Annotated in this window: 12 protein-coding genes; 10 read left to right on the forward strand and 2 right to left on the reverse strand. The window is 47.6% G+C overall.

Annotated elements, in window-relative coordinates; all coding sequences use genetic code 11:
* The first annotated feature begins 5 nt into the window (after window positions 1-5).
* The 8 genes from RHOM_RS05145 to RHOM_RS05175 all read left to right on the forward strand — a co-directional run bounded on the left by RHOM_RS05145 (window position 6) and on the right by RHOM_RS05175 (window position 9536).
* Window positions 6-1070 carry an ATPase, T2SS/T4P/T4SS family gene (locus RHOM_RS05145; RefSeq protein ID WP_014079209.1) on the forward strand — a complete coding sequence of 355 codons (1065 nt, stop codon included), beginning with the start codon at window positions 6-8 and terminating at the stop codon, window positions 1068-1070.
* Window positions 1071-2606, forward strand: a complete 1536-nt coding sequence (locus RHOM_RS17895; RefSeq protein ID WP_014079210.1) for a hypothetical protein — start codon at window positions 1071-1073, stop codon at window positions 2604-2606. It begins immediately after the preceding gene.
* Window positions 2607-2942, forward strand: coding sequence for a hypothetical protein (locus tag RHOM_RS05155; protein WP_014079211.1), 336 nt, complete (start codon window positions 2607-2609; stop codon window positions 2940-2942).
* Window positions 2943-3109: 167 nt separating this feature from the next.
* Window positions 3110-3259, forward strand: a complete 150-nt coding sequence (locus tag RHOM_RS17570) for a hypothetical protein (protein WP_014079213.1) — start codon at window positions 3110-3112, stop codon at window positions 3257-3259.
* 32 nt (window positions 3260-3291) lie between these two features.
* Window positions 3292-3765: a hypothetical protein gene (locus tag RHOM_RS16475; RefSeq protein ID WP_014079214.1), complete on the forward strand. Its 474-nt coding sequence runs from the start codon at window positions 3292-3294 to the stop codon at window positions 3763-3765.
* Between the two features lie 30 nt (window positions 3766-3795).
* A complete protein-coding gene (locus RHOM_RS05165; RefSeq protein ID WP_014079215.1) occupies window positions 3796-4401 on the forward strand; it encodes a hypothetical protein in 606 nt (201 codons plus the stop codon).
* Window positions 4402-4800: 399 nt separating this feature from the next.
* Entirely contained in the window at window positions 4801-6243 is a 1443-nt protein-coding gene (locus tag RHOM_RS16480) for an immunoglobulin-like domain-containing protein (protein WP_014079216.1), read from the forward strand.
* A 449-nt stretch (window positions 6244-6692) separates the two neighbouring features.
* Window positions 6693-9536 carry an InlB B-repeat-containing protein gene (locus RHOM_RS05175; RefSeq protein ID WP_014079217.1) on the forward strand — a complete coding sequence of 948 codons (2844 nt, stop codon included), beginning with the start codon at window positions 6693-6695 and terminating at the stop codon, window positions 9534-9536.
* 121 nt (window positions 9537-9657) lie between these two features.
* Here RHOM_RS05175 and RHOM_RS05180 read toward each other — a convergent pair whose 3' ends face one another.
* Together RHOM_RS05180 and guaB are read right to left on the reverse strand one after the other, a co-directional pair.
* Window positions 9658-10941: an HlyC/CorC family transporter gene (locus RHOM_RS05180; RefSeq protein WP_044024617.1), complete on the reverse strand. Its 1284-nt coding sequence runs from the start codon at window positions 10939-10941 to the stop codon at window positions 9658-9660.
* A 130-nt stretch (window positions 10942-11071) separates the two neighbouring features.
* Window positions 11072-12526, reverse strand: a complete 1455-nt coding sequence (gene guaB, locus RHOM_RS05185) for an IMP dehydrogenase (protein WP_014079219.1) — start codon at window positions 12524-12526, stop codon at window positions 11072-11074.
* Window positions 12527-12785: 259 nt separating this feature from the next.
* On the opposite strand from guaB, the gene hisA reads away from it, so the two are divergent.
* Entirely contained in the window at window positions 12786-13559 is a 774-nt protein-coding gene (gene hisA / locus RHOM_RS05190) for a phosphoribosylformimino-5-aminoimidazole carboxamide ribotide isomerase (protein WP_014079220.1), read from the forward strand.
* 193 nt (window positions 13560-13752) lie between these two features.
* Entirely contained in the window at window positions 13753-15084 is a 1332-nt protein-coding gene (gene glnA / locus RHOM_RS05195) for a type I glutamate--ammonia ligase (RefSeq protein ID WP_014079221.1), read from the forward strand.
* Window positions 15085-15086 lie beyond the last annotated feature (2 nt).

Consider the following 15086-nt stretch of genomic DNA (forward strand, 5'->3'; position numbering starts at 1 on the left):
ATGACATGGGGGAGATCATGACGTTTGAACCAACGGAAGCGCAGTTTGGGGTTTTCTGGAAATATCTGCAGCGCCCGAATGTTACCGATGTGGACTACAACGGAAGCGAATTGTGGATTACGGACTTAAAGATCGGAAGGTATCGTGTAAAAGAGCATCTGTCCGATGCATTTATCAGCACTTTTACGCACAATATTTCCAACTGCGTGAATCGTCAGTTCAATAATGCCAATAAGGTGCTGGAGGCTGATACCAGAGAACTGCGTATCAGTATTATCCATGAGGCGGCGGCCGCATCCGGCACCAGTATCTGTATCCGGAAGTCGCCGAGCATGGTGCGCATGAACATTGAGAGAATGCTGGAAGAATCCTATTGCCCGGAACGGATTTTACAGCTTTTGATGAACTGTGTGTTGGCGGGCATGAATTTTGTGTTCGGAGGAGAACCCGGTGCGGGAAAGACGGAGTGTGCGAAATTCTTTATGCAGTTTATACCGCGCGAGGAGCGGGTAATTACGATTGAGGATTCGCTCGAGATCCATTACCGGGACATCAATCCGGGGGCGGATGCGGTGGAGCTTCGTGTCGGAGAAGATTTTTCCTACACGGATGCCATCAAGGCGAGCCTGCGGCAGAATCCGAAGTGGCTTGTCCTCTCGGAGGCAAGGTCGGTGGAGGTGACGTCGCTGCTCGAGCAGTGGAGTACCGGCGTGAGCGGCTTTACGACGATCCACCTGGATGATGTCAGAAAGCTTCCGGATCGCATTCAGAATATGATGAGCGATGCGCGTGACGCAGAGCGTATGGAGAACCGGATCTACCGCTATGTGAATGTGGGGATTCTGATCCGCTGCGTCAGACAGCCGGACGGAAAGATCCGAAGATATATGGATCAGCTGTGTTTTTACAGCAGGGAGCAGTATGAGAATCGTATTTATATGATACTGGAGGATGGGGAACTGCTCTCGGAAGAGCTTCCGCCTGCGATTGTGAGACGCCTTGGACAGGCGGGAATAGAGGATCCGTTTTGCTGCGCACACTGGCAGAGATACAGGAGAGAGGGAAAATAGATGAAAAGAGAAGGACTGTGGGAGAAACTGCGGCTGTTGAATCCGAAAAATCTGCAGCGCGAAGTGCATGTGTACGGTTATCGTTTTTCGTGGAGGACGCATCTTATGGCGGTGATAGCCGCTCTGGTTGGAATCGGTGGGATTGGAATGGTGTTTCAGCTAAAACCGCTGTTTTTGGCAGGGGTGCTTTTGACAGTGCTTTTCGTATTCCCGGTACTGGTACTTGATATGTATAAGAAAATGTATGAGCAGAAGCGTTTTGGAGATGCATGTGCCTACATGGAACAGCTGCTCTATGCGTTTCAGAAGACCGGAAAGATCGTGAGTGCATTGAAGGAGGTGCGCGGAATTTTTGGGGAAGGACAGATCCGACTCTGTGTGGAGGAAGCGATTGCGCATATGGAGTACGGGCATCCGGTCGGAGAGCAGGGCGTTCTGCGTGAGGGTTTACAGAAAATCGAACGGTATTATGCCTGTGATAAGCTGGCGACGGTACATGAACTTCTACTGAATACGGAGGAATATGGCGGGGATGTGGAGGCATCGGTCACGCTTGTTCTGGAGGATATTGAGCGGTTCAAAAAGCGTGGATACCAGCTTCAGGCGGAGAAGCGGAAGAGTCATACAGATAATGTGATTTCCATTGTGGTGGCAGTGCTCTTGTGCGCGGCTGCATTGTATCTTTTAAATGAGATGCAGGAGATGTTTACATCAGAGGTTGACGTATCGGTGTTTACCGTTCCTGTGATCCAGATATCTTCGATGGTGTTTCTTTTGTTGCTGCTTGCATTTTATGTGAAGAGTGTCAGAAGCCTGACGGCTGACTGGCTGGAGGAAAAGCCGCTGTATGACACGGCATATATCAGACACAGCTATGAACTGGTAATGGGGTATGAAAAGAAAGCACAGCAGTATCGGCGCCTGATTCCTGCAGGAATTGTGACTATGACTGCGTTTGTGTTTTGGACTGTGGGATGGCGCATTGCGGGAATACTCCTGCTGGTGACTGGTTTACTGGTTGCAATGCAGCCGAGAATCAGTTACCGCATTGCCGAGCGGGACGTGACGGCGGAATTGTATCAGGTGCTGCCGCGCTGGCTTTTTGAGATGGTATTACTTTTACAGAACAATAACGTTCAGATGGCGATTACAAAATCTGCACAACATGCCCCGGCGGTGCTCGGGAGCGAACTTGCGGAGCTTTGCGCGAGAATGGACGAGCGTCCGGATCAATTACAGACATACACGGACTTTTGCAAAAAGTTTGATCTCCCCGAGATGTTAAGCTGTATGAAAATGCTGCATGCTTTTTCTGAAAACGGAACAGGAGATATTGATGTGCAGATGAATCATCTGATTGAGCGTGTGGTTCTGATGCAGGAGCGCGCCGATGTTTTGCGCAGTGAAGAGCGTGCATTCCGGATGAAGTTGATTTTTGCATATCCGGTGCTGGCAGCCACTGGAAAACTGCTGGCAGATCTTACGGTCGGAATGGCGTTGATGATGCAGGTTCTTGGAGGCATGGGAGGTGCGTGAGTGAAATATATCATAGAAGTGTTCAGTGTGATGCTGGTGCTGGTTTTTAATCTGCTGCTGTGCATCAGTATGCTCGGGGTGAGTGCCGATGTGGCAGCGGCGAAGGAATTTAAAGCTGCAATGATTGCAGAAATTGAGAACAGTGACTTTAATCCGTACGTGATTGATGGCTGCAAGGCGCAGGCAGGAACAGAAGGGTACGAACTGGAAGTGCAGTCCTACACCTACGGTGGACAAAGCGACCGCAGGATTGCGGGGATCAATCTCTATTATAGATACCGGATACCACTGTTAGGGGTCTCGCAGCAGCGGGTGACGAGAGGAATCGCACGGTAAAAGGAGGAGCAGGATGCAATGGAGTCTGGAAGAACTTGGAATGACAATGCTGGTATTGCTGGTGGGCTGGTTTGGATGCACGGCAATTCAGGAGATATGGATGCAGGTGGCTGGCATGCTATAGGGGGATTTCGTGCCCGGACGTGTCAGAGAAAAGGAGCGTACAGATGAAAGAGATCGCAGAGGTTTATGGCAATGGATTTTTGCAGATTGCAGGCGGAATAGGGGCATTGCTCTTATTCTTCCATGCCGTGGATGGGCAGGGGATGATCGGTATGGTCCTGCGGTATTATATGACGGGAATCTGTGGGAGTTAAGTGTCCAACAGGAAAAGAACAGAGGTGATCAGATGGAGCAGGTACTTCAATGCTATGGAAAGGGAATTGCGGCAGGAATTGTGCTGATAGCAGTCATGGTACTGCTGTTTGCAGGAATTCGTGACGAGCAGGGCAACCGGGGAATTATTAACATCGTAAAGACATGGATACCGGAGGAAGAGACAATCACAGAAAACGCTGCCATTGACGCTTTTGCGGAGGCGGGGGAGGTGGCGTACCCCACGATCCGGTATGCGTACAATGGTATGCTGCACAGGGGAGCATATCTGCCGGGAGACTTATTTTCTGCGGTAGACGGAATGGGAGAAGAACGGAGTGTTTTGTGGTGTGAGATGACAGATCCGCATGGAAACAGCTGCACAATAGAATCACAGCAAGGTGAGGTTGTGTTTGATGTGGAGGGGATCTATACGGTGCGGGTCTGCGCGACAGACGAAGCAAACCGCAGAAGCGTCTGTGAGTTTCAGATACCTGTGAACCGATGAGAAGACAGAAAGCCGGGAAAGGAGATATATGTGAAAAATGCAGCGATGATCATTGTCAGTGCAATCATGGGATTTCTGATACTCGGGATTGTGCTGACGATTGGCGGAAGCATGAACCGCAGATGTGAGGTGGAGACGATTCTTCCTTCCACAATGGAAAAGACGGTCGAGGGGATGCCGTTTGCGGAGGCGGGGTGTTCTTCCGGAGAATTGGTGATTGCGGAGTGTGTGGAACTTCTGGCGGCGGAAATCGATACAGACTCCGATGTGGTTTTGAAGGTCTATCAGAATGATGTGCAAAAGGGGGTATTGTCAATGAAATTACAGGAAAAGTTTCAACATCCCAATGGAATGGAAGGTACGGCAGAAGCGGTCAGAACAATTATCCGGGAAGAGAGGGAGAATGTATCAAAAGAGCAGTACCGGGTGCGGTTTTACCAGAACCGGGAGGGAATGCTCGGTGAGGGAAGCTGTTATAAAGTATATACCGTGGAGGAGGGACAATGTCTGCAGCCACCGGCAGAACCGGGAGGCAATGGTGTGGTATTTGCCGGCTGGCATGACTGGAATGATTACGCGGCGGACTTTTCACAGCCGATAGAAGAAAATCGTGATTATTATGCCGCCTGGGAATAGATATGGGAATTGCAGGGAATACGGCAAATGTGTATGGTGCAGATCGTGGCACCGGATCATGACAGGCAGTTGTAGACTATATTATCAATGCGATGATACGATCTACAGAGAGAATCGGTAAAAAGAGGGTTAACTGGAAGTGATAGAGGGAAGCATTAAAAGCGTAGCTGAGATTATAAAAATATAGAAAAAACGTACTGTGTAGTGTATACTAATGTAGTAGTAGATATGCCTCTTTAAAAGCGAACGAAAGTGTTGATTTGTATGGCAAGTGTTCAAAGAATTGGATTCAAGTGAAAGGAGCTATGAGAAACTGGTGGAAGCATTTATGAATGAAGTTTTTTAAAGGGAAGCGGCAAAGACAGAAAAGGAAATTATAAGAATCAGGGAGATTAGTTTATGAAAAAGAAAAGCGTAGTAGTATTATTAACAGTAACAATGGTGACAGAAATGACAGCAGCAGGTTGCGGAGATAAGCAGCTTGCGCTTGCAACAGATAGGGTAAGTGTCGAACTGGGGTATGAGCTTAATACGGATGTAGCGGCTTATGTGGCGGATGCGGATATCGCAGTGGAGACAACAATTGATTTTGGGGCGGTTGATGTAAGTAAGCTTGGAACTTATACGGCAGTGGTTACTTATAAGGATCAGACAGCGTCCCTTGAAGTGGACGTAGTAGATACCACAGCGCCGGAGGCGGAGGTGGTGAATCAGGTTACAGTCGGTGTGGACGAGCCATTGTACGTGGAGGATGTTTTAACGAGTGTAACCGAGCTGACCGGGAATGTAATGGCAACATTTGACGATCTGGCAGATGAGTCTACCGATGCCACCGAGAAAGTAGAGACCACTGAGGGTGTAGAGGCTACCGAGGGTGTAGAGGCTGCCAAGGATGTGGAGACCACTGAGGACATGGAGGTCACCGAGGAAGTAGAGGCCACCGGAGCGTCAGAAGATATGGAAACATTTGTGTTAGACGATGTAACGGTAACAAATGACGCGATAGTCTTTCATACAGTGGGGGAGTACAGTGTAAGCTTAACACTCGCAGATGAGAGTGGAAATAGCAAGCAGGTAGAAGTGCCGGTACTGGTTGGTACAGAACCGACATTTTTGGGAATTGAGGATCTTACCGTAACAACCGGAGCAGAGAATGTGGACTATCTTTCGGGTGTAACGGCAACGGACAGCAATGGGAATGATCTGACAGATAAGATCGAATGTGATGACAGCAAAGTAGACCTGTCTTTGGCAGGAGAGTACGAGATTACTTACACGGTAACAGATGAGAACGGGTTTACTGCAAAGCAGACTGCTAAGGTGACAGTTGCAGATGGAAAGACCTCTAAGAAGGATACCAAATCTGCTACAACAAAGTCGGAGACAACAAAGGCTGAAACCGGATCAACCAACAGCAGTGCTACAAATACTGGAAGCAGTAATACTGGAAATAGCAACAGTGGAACATCTGAAAGCAGCAATTCCGGAAATAGCAACAGTGGAACATCTGGAAGCAGCAATTCCGGAAACAGTAACAGCGGAACATCTGGAAGTAGCAATTCCGGAAATAGCAACAGTGGAACGTCTGGAGGCAGCAACAGCGGAAGCAATAATACCGGAAGCAGCGAGAATGGAAGCACAACGCCGAGTGGTGACAGCGGAAGTACCGACACTGGAAGCTCCACACCAAGTGCAGACACTGGAAGCAACAACGGTGGAAATTCAAGTTCAGATGGAACGATGTCAGTTCCAGATGATTTTATCCCACTAGATCCGTCACTTGGAGATAACTCCGGGACTGGCGGAAATGGCGGGGGAAATTCCACGATCACATTTAATTAGATATAACGGAGGATAATTATATGTATAGTGAGCGCAAGCTCAGATACGACAGAAGTACAATATATAAGATTATTTTATGCGTATTGTTTGTGATAAGTGCGTTATTATTTTCTGATAAAGTTATGGCGGGAACATTGGCAGAAGGCGCGGCAAGTGAGATACAAAAAAATGTATTTAATGTTTTGCCAGTAGGACAAAATGATGAGAATACTACGGTAGGCAGATATGCTTTGAATTACACGGGCAATATAAATGTCTATTCCTCACCGTCACCGAGATATGATGATGAATCTTATTGTAGTCAGACGTTACTGGGATGGTCTAATAGTTCGATGGCGACGCTACATGGTGATAATAACACGACTCATATTGTAAAAGCATATTTGATATGGGAAACTCGGAAGAGATATAACAAAGATGATAGTAATGCAAATCATGTAACATTCATCATGCACGACGGAAGATCAGGAGCAAACATTTATCCTGATTGGGTCTATGTAGACGATCGCAGTTCGCGGTATGTTTCTGGATGGGAGCAGTCCCGCCCCCGAATTTACTGCAACGTTGCGGATGTAACAACTATCGTTAAAACATACGGGTATGGTGATTACTATGTAGCCAATATACCGGTATGCCGTGCATCCGATCTCTGGGAGCAGGATACGGGAGGCGGTGGAACGCCGACCGGCTGGCAGCTGATTGTCGTGGAGGAAAATGCTTCTTATCCGGTACGTGCGGTGACTTTAAGTGTGGGATCGAGATTCCGGTTCGGAGATGTTGATTGGGAGGGCGATGATTATGGTTTCGATCCTGTCTCCAGAGCAACTGTTACGATGCAGGCAGAGTTGTTTGATGGTTTAAAAACCAAGGAATACGGAGACGTGACAGGACAGATACTTTTTGGATGTATCGATGCGGCAAGGGTTACGGAAAATCCCAAACTGATATCCATGTTTACACAACAAGCTCGGGATAGTGAAAAAAATGTAAGGAACGGCGGGACTGTAATAGAGGGGCTTTACCGTGATGGATCACTATTTTGCCAACAAACGGATATGTGCTCCGTTTTGTATAACGTTTCGGGATTATCATATGGTGCGACAGTGTTTGGGGTGGATGTTGCCAATGTCCGTTGGGATACCCAGCTTTACATCGGAGCGGCGGTAGACATTGCTTTTCCGGAGTTTGAGTCGCAGCAGACAACAAGTATATCGGATGGAAAGGTTATCGTAAAAGGGAAGATTGAAAATACATCTGCACAGGATGATACTGGTCTTTTTGACGGCGAACTGACGGTGACACTGGATCCGAATCTGACTCCGGATCTGACGAATTACAACATTGCGGTAAATAGCAATATTGTGTCCAGTGCTACTGTGAGGCAGGGTACGGTGACGGGTGCGGACGGGACAGTACATAATACGGTTATCTTTTCTGGTGGTGGCATATCAAGTTGGTTTAAGGGAGATAAGATTGAGTATACGATCTATTGCCGGATCAGCGGATCCGGTATGAGTCGGTTTGATAACAGGGATCAACTTGATGGGTATTTAAAATCTGCAGGAGTTGACACGGGACACTGGATCGACAAAGCATGCATTGCATCCAGCTGGTGCAATGCTTTATTCCGGGTTGATCTGATTGCAGGAAATGGAATTCAGAGTGTCAGTGGTGTACGCAATTATATGTCTGGGGCAGCGGTTACAATTGATGCGGTGGTAAAAAATGGTTACCATTGGACGGGATGGACTGGCACGTATGAGACGGATAGAAAGCAGTATGCGTTTGCCATGCCTGTACAAAATGTGCGAATGACTGCAAATGCGCAGATTAACCACTCAACTTTAAAAGTTGATCCCAATGGGGGAACATGGCAGGGAAGTACCGCTGTGCAGAGTTTTACGGAGCACTATGGAACGGCTAAATCCATTCTGCATCCGGTAAGAACCGGATATACTTTTTCGGGCTGGGTGAAATCGGATCCATTTAACGGTAGTCTGAACAATGCGGTGTATACGTTTGGCGCAGAAGATGATGCGACAGATGTTCTGACGGCGTCTTGGACAGCAAACAGTTATACGCTGCATTTTGATCCGAACGATGGCAAAGAACAAGCGCCGATTGATGATATAACGATCATGTACGATCAGAATGTGACGTTGCCGGATGCTACGGGACGTTATATCCGCTATACGTTGGACGGAGAGGATATCACGCAGCAGGTATTAGACGGCACGATTGTTTTGGATGATTCTGGCGTAGTGGTTATGGTGATGGATGCGGATACGGGTCTGATGATGACACCGGCAGGTGGCATTATAAATGAGGATGGAAGTATTACGCAGCTGGATGGAAGCATCACGAATTCAGATGGAAGCGTAGCAGATCCGGAAGTAGTAGAAGCGGATGCTTCCAGTGAATCGACAGAAGCACCGGAGGAAGATGCAACAGAAGCAGAAGCGGATGTGGAAGAACTGGAAGTTCTGGAAGAATCGGAAACTCCGGCTGCTGATCCGGTGTCGGATAAAAAGGCATATGCGGCTGTTTTTATGGGGTGGTCGCTCGAGGATGGGCGCGATAGCTTTATACCGCAATGGACAGCAGGAATGCAGGTCAGTGTGGCGGATCTGATAGAAGCATCCGGCGTGGCAGATCAGAACGGTGCGATGATCACGCTGTATGCGTCGTGGGATGACTGTCCGTGGATTGTTGCCACAAATCTCTACTATACACTGGAGCAGGCACAGCAGGGGGGTATCACAGACAGTGAGATTTTAAGCCATGCGACTGCATCGGATCGTGAAGATGGAAGCCCGATCGAGGCAGGATTTCATGAAAATGGAACATCTTTTTCGATTCCGGATTATCAGGCATCGGATTTTACTCAGTTTTTGCGTGGAGGAAGCTGTACGGAAAATCTTATGGTAGTTGACAGCGCCGGGAGTATCTATTGTAAGCAGATAACGGTTTATGTGGTGGATACAACGCCTGCAGATGTACGAACGGAGAGAACGACACGTTTTATTGATGAAAAATATTACGGAAGTTCTTATGAACGGGGAGGGCTTTTGGATGATTCGATCTGGAAGACGGATACTGCGTACGTGTCTGCACTTCGGACGGCGTTTGAAAATCTGGAAAATGATGCACCGGTTGAAACCTATACGATTAATGGTGAGACACGCCGGAAGATCCGCCAGTATGTAGATGCACACGGATTCGGAGATAGCAGAGAAGCAGGAGCATTACAGGGAATGTATGATCAGTATCTTGCGCCAAATCGTGTAAGATGAAAATAAAAAAAGCCGGCGGCAGGCGTTTCCTGCCTGCCGCCGGCTGTAGATCTTTCATTCTTCTGTGAGGAAGAGTGGAGAGAATGTTTCCTAATATATTCTTGTTGATTACGGACAGCCCTTATGTGTGTTCTTCTGCATCTGAGACCGGAGCTTCCGGCTTCTTGATATAGATCTTTTCAATCCGGTTTTTATCCATCTGTTCCACACGAAGCAACACATCATCATCGGTAATAATCACTTCGTTCTTTTCCGGAAGGTGATCCAGCAGACCGATGAGGTAGCCGCCAATCGTATCATAATCCTCGGATGTAAAATTCAAGCCGATTTCATCACAGAGATCTTCCAGGTTGGTGGAGCCGAGAACCATGTATTCACGGTCGCTAAGCTGGACAATTGGATCTTCTTCGTCGGTATCATATTCATCACGGATTTCACCGACAATCTCTTCCAGAAGATCTTCCAGCGTGATCAGACCCGCAGTAGCGCCATACTCATCCAGAACAATGGCAAGTGAGATAGAGGACTTACGCATTTCCATAAACAATTCCGCAGTGTTCTTGTGCTCGTATGTAAAATACGGTTCACGCATAATATCACGAACAGAAAAATGATCCTTGTCGCGACAGAGAAGCAGATCTTTCATATTGAGGATACCAATCACGTTGTCGGTCGTATCTTCATAGACTGGCAGCCGGGTAAACTTATCCTCCTGAAAAATCTGAATTAGCTCATCGTAGGAACTGTCTACCTGCGCAAAGGTCATATCAATTCTGGGAATCATGACTTCTTTGGCCTGTGCATCGCCAAAATCAAACACATTGTTAATCATGGTGTGTTCTTCAGACTCAATGACACCGGATTCTTTGCTGACATCCACGATCGTGCGCAGTTCTTCCTCGGTCATCTTCTGGGTATCGGCATTCGGATCAACACCAAATAATTTGCAGATGCGGTTGGCAAGCTTATTGATGATAAAAATGACCGGAGTCAGAAGTTTCATCAGTACCTCAATCACATTTGCATAGGTGAGAGCCAGTTTCTCGGAATTGACGGTCGCCAGTGTCTTCGGTGAGATCTCGCCAAAAATCAAAATGAGAATGGTAAGGATACCGGTTGCAATACCTGCACCGACATTGCCCCAGATCTTGATTGCCAGAGAAGTTGCGAGGGAGGATGCCGACAGATTCACGATGTTATTACCGATTAAGATTGCAGAAAGCATTTTTCCAGAATTATCTGTGATGCGAAGAACAGTGGCAGCGCGTTTGTTCCCGTCTTCTGCCAAGGTACGCATCCGGATGCGATTGACGGTAATTAAAGCCGTCTCTGCGGATGAAAAGAATGCAGAGAGCATAAGTAAGAGCACTAAGAAAATTATTTGAAATATGTCACTTGAATCCAAGTATGTTCACCTCATTAAATAGCAGGATGAGCACAGATATATGTGTCATGCCTTTGGTTAATAGTATTCCGGCACACAGGGCGCCGGAATACGAAAGTGTAATATAAATGACATTATATAAAGAAAATGTCTATTCGTCAATACTGTAGTTTGGAGCTTCCTTTGTGATGTGGATGTCATGCGGATGGCTCTCACGAAGAGCAGCAGCGGAGATTTTTACAAACTTGCTCTTTTCCTTGAGATCCTCGATCGTTGGGCAGCCACAGTAACCCATACCGGAACGGATACCGCCGACCAGCTGGAAAACAGTGTCTTCCACATTGCCCTTGTAAGCCACACGGCCTTCGACGCCTTCCGGTACCAGCTTCTTGGCACCTTCCTGGAAATAGCGGTCTTTGCTGCCGTTCTCCATAGCTGCAAGAGAACCCATGCCGCGGTAAACCTTGTATTTTCTTCCCTGATACAACTCGAAAGTTCCGGGAGCCTCATCACATCCGGCAAAGATACTTCCCATCATGCAGACATTTGCACCGGCTGCGAGAGCTTTAGTCATATCGCCGGAGTATTTGATACCGCCGTCGGCGATGATCGGAATACCGGCTTCCTTTGCAACCTTATAGCAGTCCATGATAGCGGTAATCTGTGGAACACCGATACCTGCAACGATACGGGTGGTGCAGATAGAACCAGGTCCGATGCCGACTTTTACCGCATCTGCACCGGCAGCGATTAAGTCGCGTGTTGCTTCTCCGGTAGCCACGTTACCTGCAATGACCTGCAGATCCGGATAAGCGGTCTTGATCTTCTTGACAGCCTCAAGGATATTTCTGGAATGTCCGTGAGCGGAATCCACAACAATGACATCTACGTGAGCCTTTACGAGAGCTTCCACACGTTCCATCATGTTGCCGGTAATGCCGACACCTGCACCGCAAAGCAGACGACCCTGCTCATCCTTTGCGGAGAGCGGATACTTGATCTGTTTTTCGATATCCTTGATGGTGATAAGTCCCTTCAGATGAAAATCTTTGTCGACGATCGGCAGCTTTTCTTTTCTCGCCTTGGCAAGAATCTTTTTTGCCTCTTCTAAGGTAATGCCTTCAGGAGCAGTGATAAGACCTTCGGAAGTCATACTTTCACTGATCTTCTTGGAAAAATCTGTCTCGAACTTTAAGTCACGGTTCGTGATGATGCCGACGAGCTTGTTATTCTCGCAGATCGGAACACCGGAAATGCGGAATTTTCGCATCAAGTCTTCAGCATCCTGCAGTGTATGGCTTGGAGAAAGGAAAAATGGGTCTGTGATAACGCCGTTTTCTGAACGTTTTACCTTGTCGACTTCATCTGCCTGAGCCTGAATGGACATATTTTTGTGGATAATACCGATACCACCCTGTCTTGCCATGGCAATGGCCATTCTGTGCTCTGTGACAGTATCCATTGCAGCACTCATCATAGGGATATTGAGCACGACCTTTTTGGTAAGGTGTGTCGTTAAATTAATCATGTTCGGAGTTACTTCTGAATACTGTGGAACCAAAAGCACATCATCAAAAGTAATTCCTTCACCGATAATTGTTCCCATTTTTATTTTCCTCGCTTTCCTTGTATAAATGTTTGTTAAAAAAGTATATTAGTTTCTCTATAATAGCAAAAAAAAATGTGTGTGTCAATGTAGTATAAGTGTCAGTTGATAAAAAAATATATTGATAAGTTAGACTAATATATAAAAATATTCACAAACGGACAGATGTGTGCTATGATGGCAGTGGGCGACGGAGCCACTGTTACAGGGGGTACGTTGCCTAAATTTATATTACGAGAGCAGTGTATAAGGAGGCAGTATGGAGTTTCGTCCCTGTATTGATATACATAACGGCAAGGTCAAGCAGATTGTCGGCAGCAGTCTTGCGGATGAGGGAGACCGGGCAGTGGAGAATTTTGTCGCCGGAGCGGATGCTGCGTATTATGCACATCTATATAAGGAAGCGGGACTTCGCGGCGGACATATCATTCTGTTGAATTCGCGAGACAGTGCGTACTATGAGGCGACAAAGGCACAGGCCCTGCAGGCGCTTGCGGAGTATCCGGGCGGACTTCAGATCGGAGGAGGCATTGATGCTGCGAACGCAAAGCAGTTTCTGGATGCGGGCGCAAGTCATGTGATTGTCACCTCCTATGTGTTTCGTGACGGAAAAATTGACTATGAACGGCTTGCAACATTGAGGAAAAATGTCGGAAAAGAACATCTGGTTCTGGATCTAAGCTGTGCAAAGCGGGCGGATGGTTATTATATTGTGACCGATCGCTGGCAGAAAGATACGAGGGAACGTGTGACAACAGAACTTTTGGAACGCCTCGGCAGTGAGTGTGACGAGTTTTTAGTACATGCGGTCGATGTGGAGGGTAAGGCAAACGGTATTGAGAGAGAACTTGCAAGTCTGCTTGGCTCCTGGGGCAGGATACCGGTTACCTATGCCGGCGGAGTGCGGGACTTTGATGACCTTGCACTTTTGAGAGAGCTTGGATGTGACAGGCTGAATGTGACGATCGGAAGTGCACTGGATTTGTTCGGAGGATCGATGCCTTTTGAAAAAGTTACAGAATATTGCAGATAGCAGGAGAAGAATCGCGACAGTGAGAAAAGATCACGGCAGTGAGGAAGGAACTTGACAGTGAGAAAAGATCACGACAGTGAGGAAAGACCGTGACAGTGAGAAAAGATCACGACAGTGAGGAAAGACCGCGACAGTGAGAAAAGATCACGGCAGTGAGGAAAGATCATGGCAGTGGAAGATGGAGGAGAAGAAAATGAGCAAGTACACAAAGCAGGATATTATCCGAATCGTGGAGGAAGAGGATGTGGAGTTCATCAGGCTCCAGTTTACCGATATGTTCGGGACACTCAAGAATGTGGCAATCACGTCCAGCCAGCTTGAGAAAGCATTGAACAATGAATGTATGTTTGACGGGTCCTCCATTGAGGGATTTGTGAGAATTGAAGAGTCGGACATGTATCTGTATCCGGATCTGGATACGTTTGTAATCTTTCCGTGGCGGCCACAGCAGGGAAAAGTTGCCAGAATCATCTGTGATATTTATACCGCAGACCGCAAACCGTTTGAGGGAGATCCGCGGTATGCTTTAAAGAAGGCGGTGGCAGATGCGGAATCTATGGGATACCGTTTTGATGTCGGGCCGGAATGTGAATTTTTCCTGTTTAATCAGGATGAGGATGGACAGCCGACAACGATGAGCACGGAGCGTGCCGGATATTTTGATCTGGGACCGGTTGATCTCGGGGAGAATGCAAGAAGAGATATGGTGCTGACATTAGAGGATATGGGCTATGAAATAGAGGCGTCCCATCACGAGGTAGCACCGGCGCAGCATGAGATTGACTTTAAATATGACGAGGCGTTAAAAACAGCGGACAATATCATGACATTCAAGCTTGCGGTAAAGACCATTGCAAAGCGGCACGGCATGTTTGCAAGCTTTATGCCAAAGCCGAAGTACGGGGTGAATGGTTCCGGAATGCATGTGAATATGTCGCTTTCCAAGAATGGTCGGAACATTTTTGACGATCCGGACGGGGAGAACGGACTGAGCAGGGAAGCTTACTGGTTTATCGGCGGCATTATGAACCATATGAGAGCCATGACTGCAATTACCAATCCGCTTGTCAATTCCTATAAGCGTCTTGTCCCGGGATATGAGGCGCCGATTTATATCGCATGGTCCATGACAAACCGCAGTCCGCTGATCCGGATTCCGGTATCGCGCGGCAGCAGAACCAGAGTGGAACTGCGCTGCCCGGATTCGGCAGCAAACCCGTATCTTACGCTCGCGGTGTGTCTGGAAGCCGGACTGGATGGAATCCGCCGGCAGATCGATCCGCCGGCTGCCGTGACTGAGAATATATTCGAGATGCGGCTGTCGCAGATTAAGAAGCAGGGAATCGAATCACTTCCGGCGGATCTGGGAGAAGCGGTCGAAGCATTTAAGGCAGATCCTTACATTCGGGAAGTACTTGGCGAACATATCAGCGAGAAGTACAGCGAGGCAAAGATGGCAGAGTGGGCAGATTATCGTGCGCAGGTGACAGGCTGGGAAATTGACAATTACCTTTATAAAATATAGAG

Source organism: Roseburia hominis A2-183, assembly GCF_000225345.1.
Classification (GTDB): domain Bacteria; phylum Bacillota; class Clostridia; order Lachnospirales; family Lachnospiraceae; genus Roseburia; species Roseburia hominis.

What these genes read in the sequence shown, in the direction of transcription:
- RHOM_RS17895 (WP_014079210.1), top strand. Translation starts at nt 1,071, where the DNA reads ATGAAAAGAGAAGGACTGTGGGAGAAACTGCGGCTGTTGAATCCGAAA.
- RHOM_RS17570 (WP_014079213.1), top strand. Translation starts at nt 3,110, where the DNA reads ATGAAAGAGATCGCAGAGGTTTATGGCAATGGATTTTTGCAGATTGCA.
- RHOM_RS05145 (WP_014079209.1), top strand. Translation starts at nt 6, where the DNA reads ATGGGGGAGATCATGACGTTTGAACCAACGGAAGCGCAGTTTGGGGTT.
- RHOM_RS16480 (WP_014079216.1), top strand. Translation starts at nt 4,801, where the DNA reads ATGAAAAAGAAAAGCGTAGTAGTATTATTAACAGTAACAATGGTGACA.
- hisA (WP_014079220.1), top strand. Translation starts at nt 12,786, where the DNA reads ATGGAGTTTCGTCCCTGTATTGATATACATAACGGCAAGGTCAAGCAG.
- glnA (WP_014079221.1), top strand. Translation starts at nt 13,753, where the DNA reads ATGAGCAAGTACACAAAGCAGGATATTATCCGAATCGTGGAGGAAGAG.
- RHOM_RS16475 (WP_014079214.1), top strand. Translation starts at nt 3,292, where the DNA reads ATGGAGCAGGTACTTCAATGCTATGGAAAGGGAATTGCGGCAGGAATT.
- RHOM_RS05175 (WP_014079217.1), top strand. Translation starts at nt 6,693, where the DNA reads ATGCACGACGGAAGATCAGGAGCAAACATTTATCCTGATTGGGTCTAT.
- guaB (WP_014079219.1), bottom strand. Translation starts at nt 12,526, where the DNA reads ATGGGAACAATTATCGGTGAAGGAATTACTTTTGATGATGTGCTTTTG.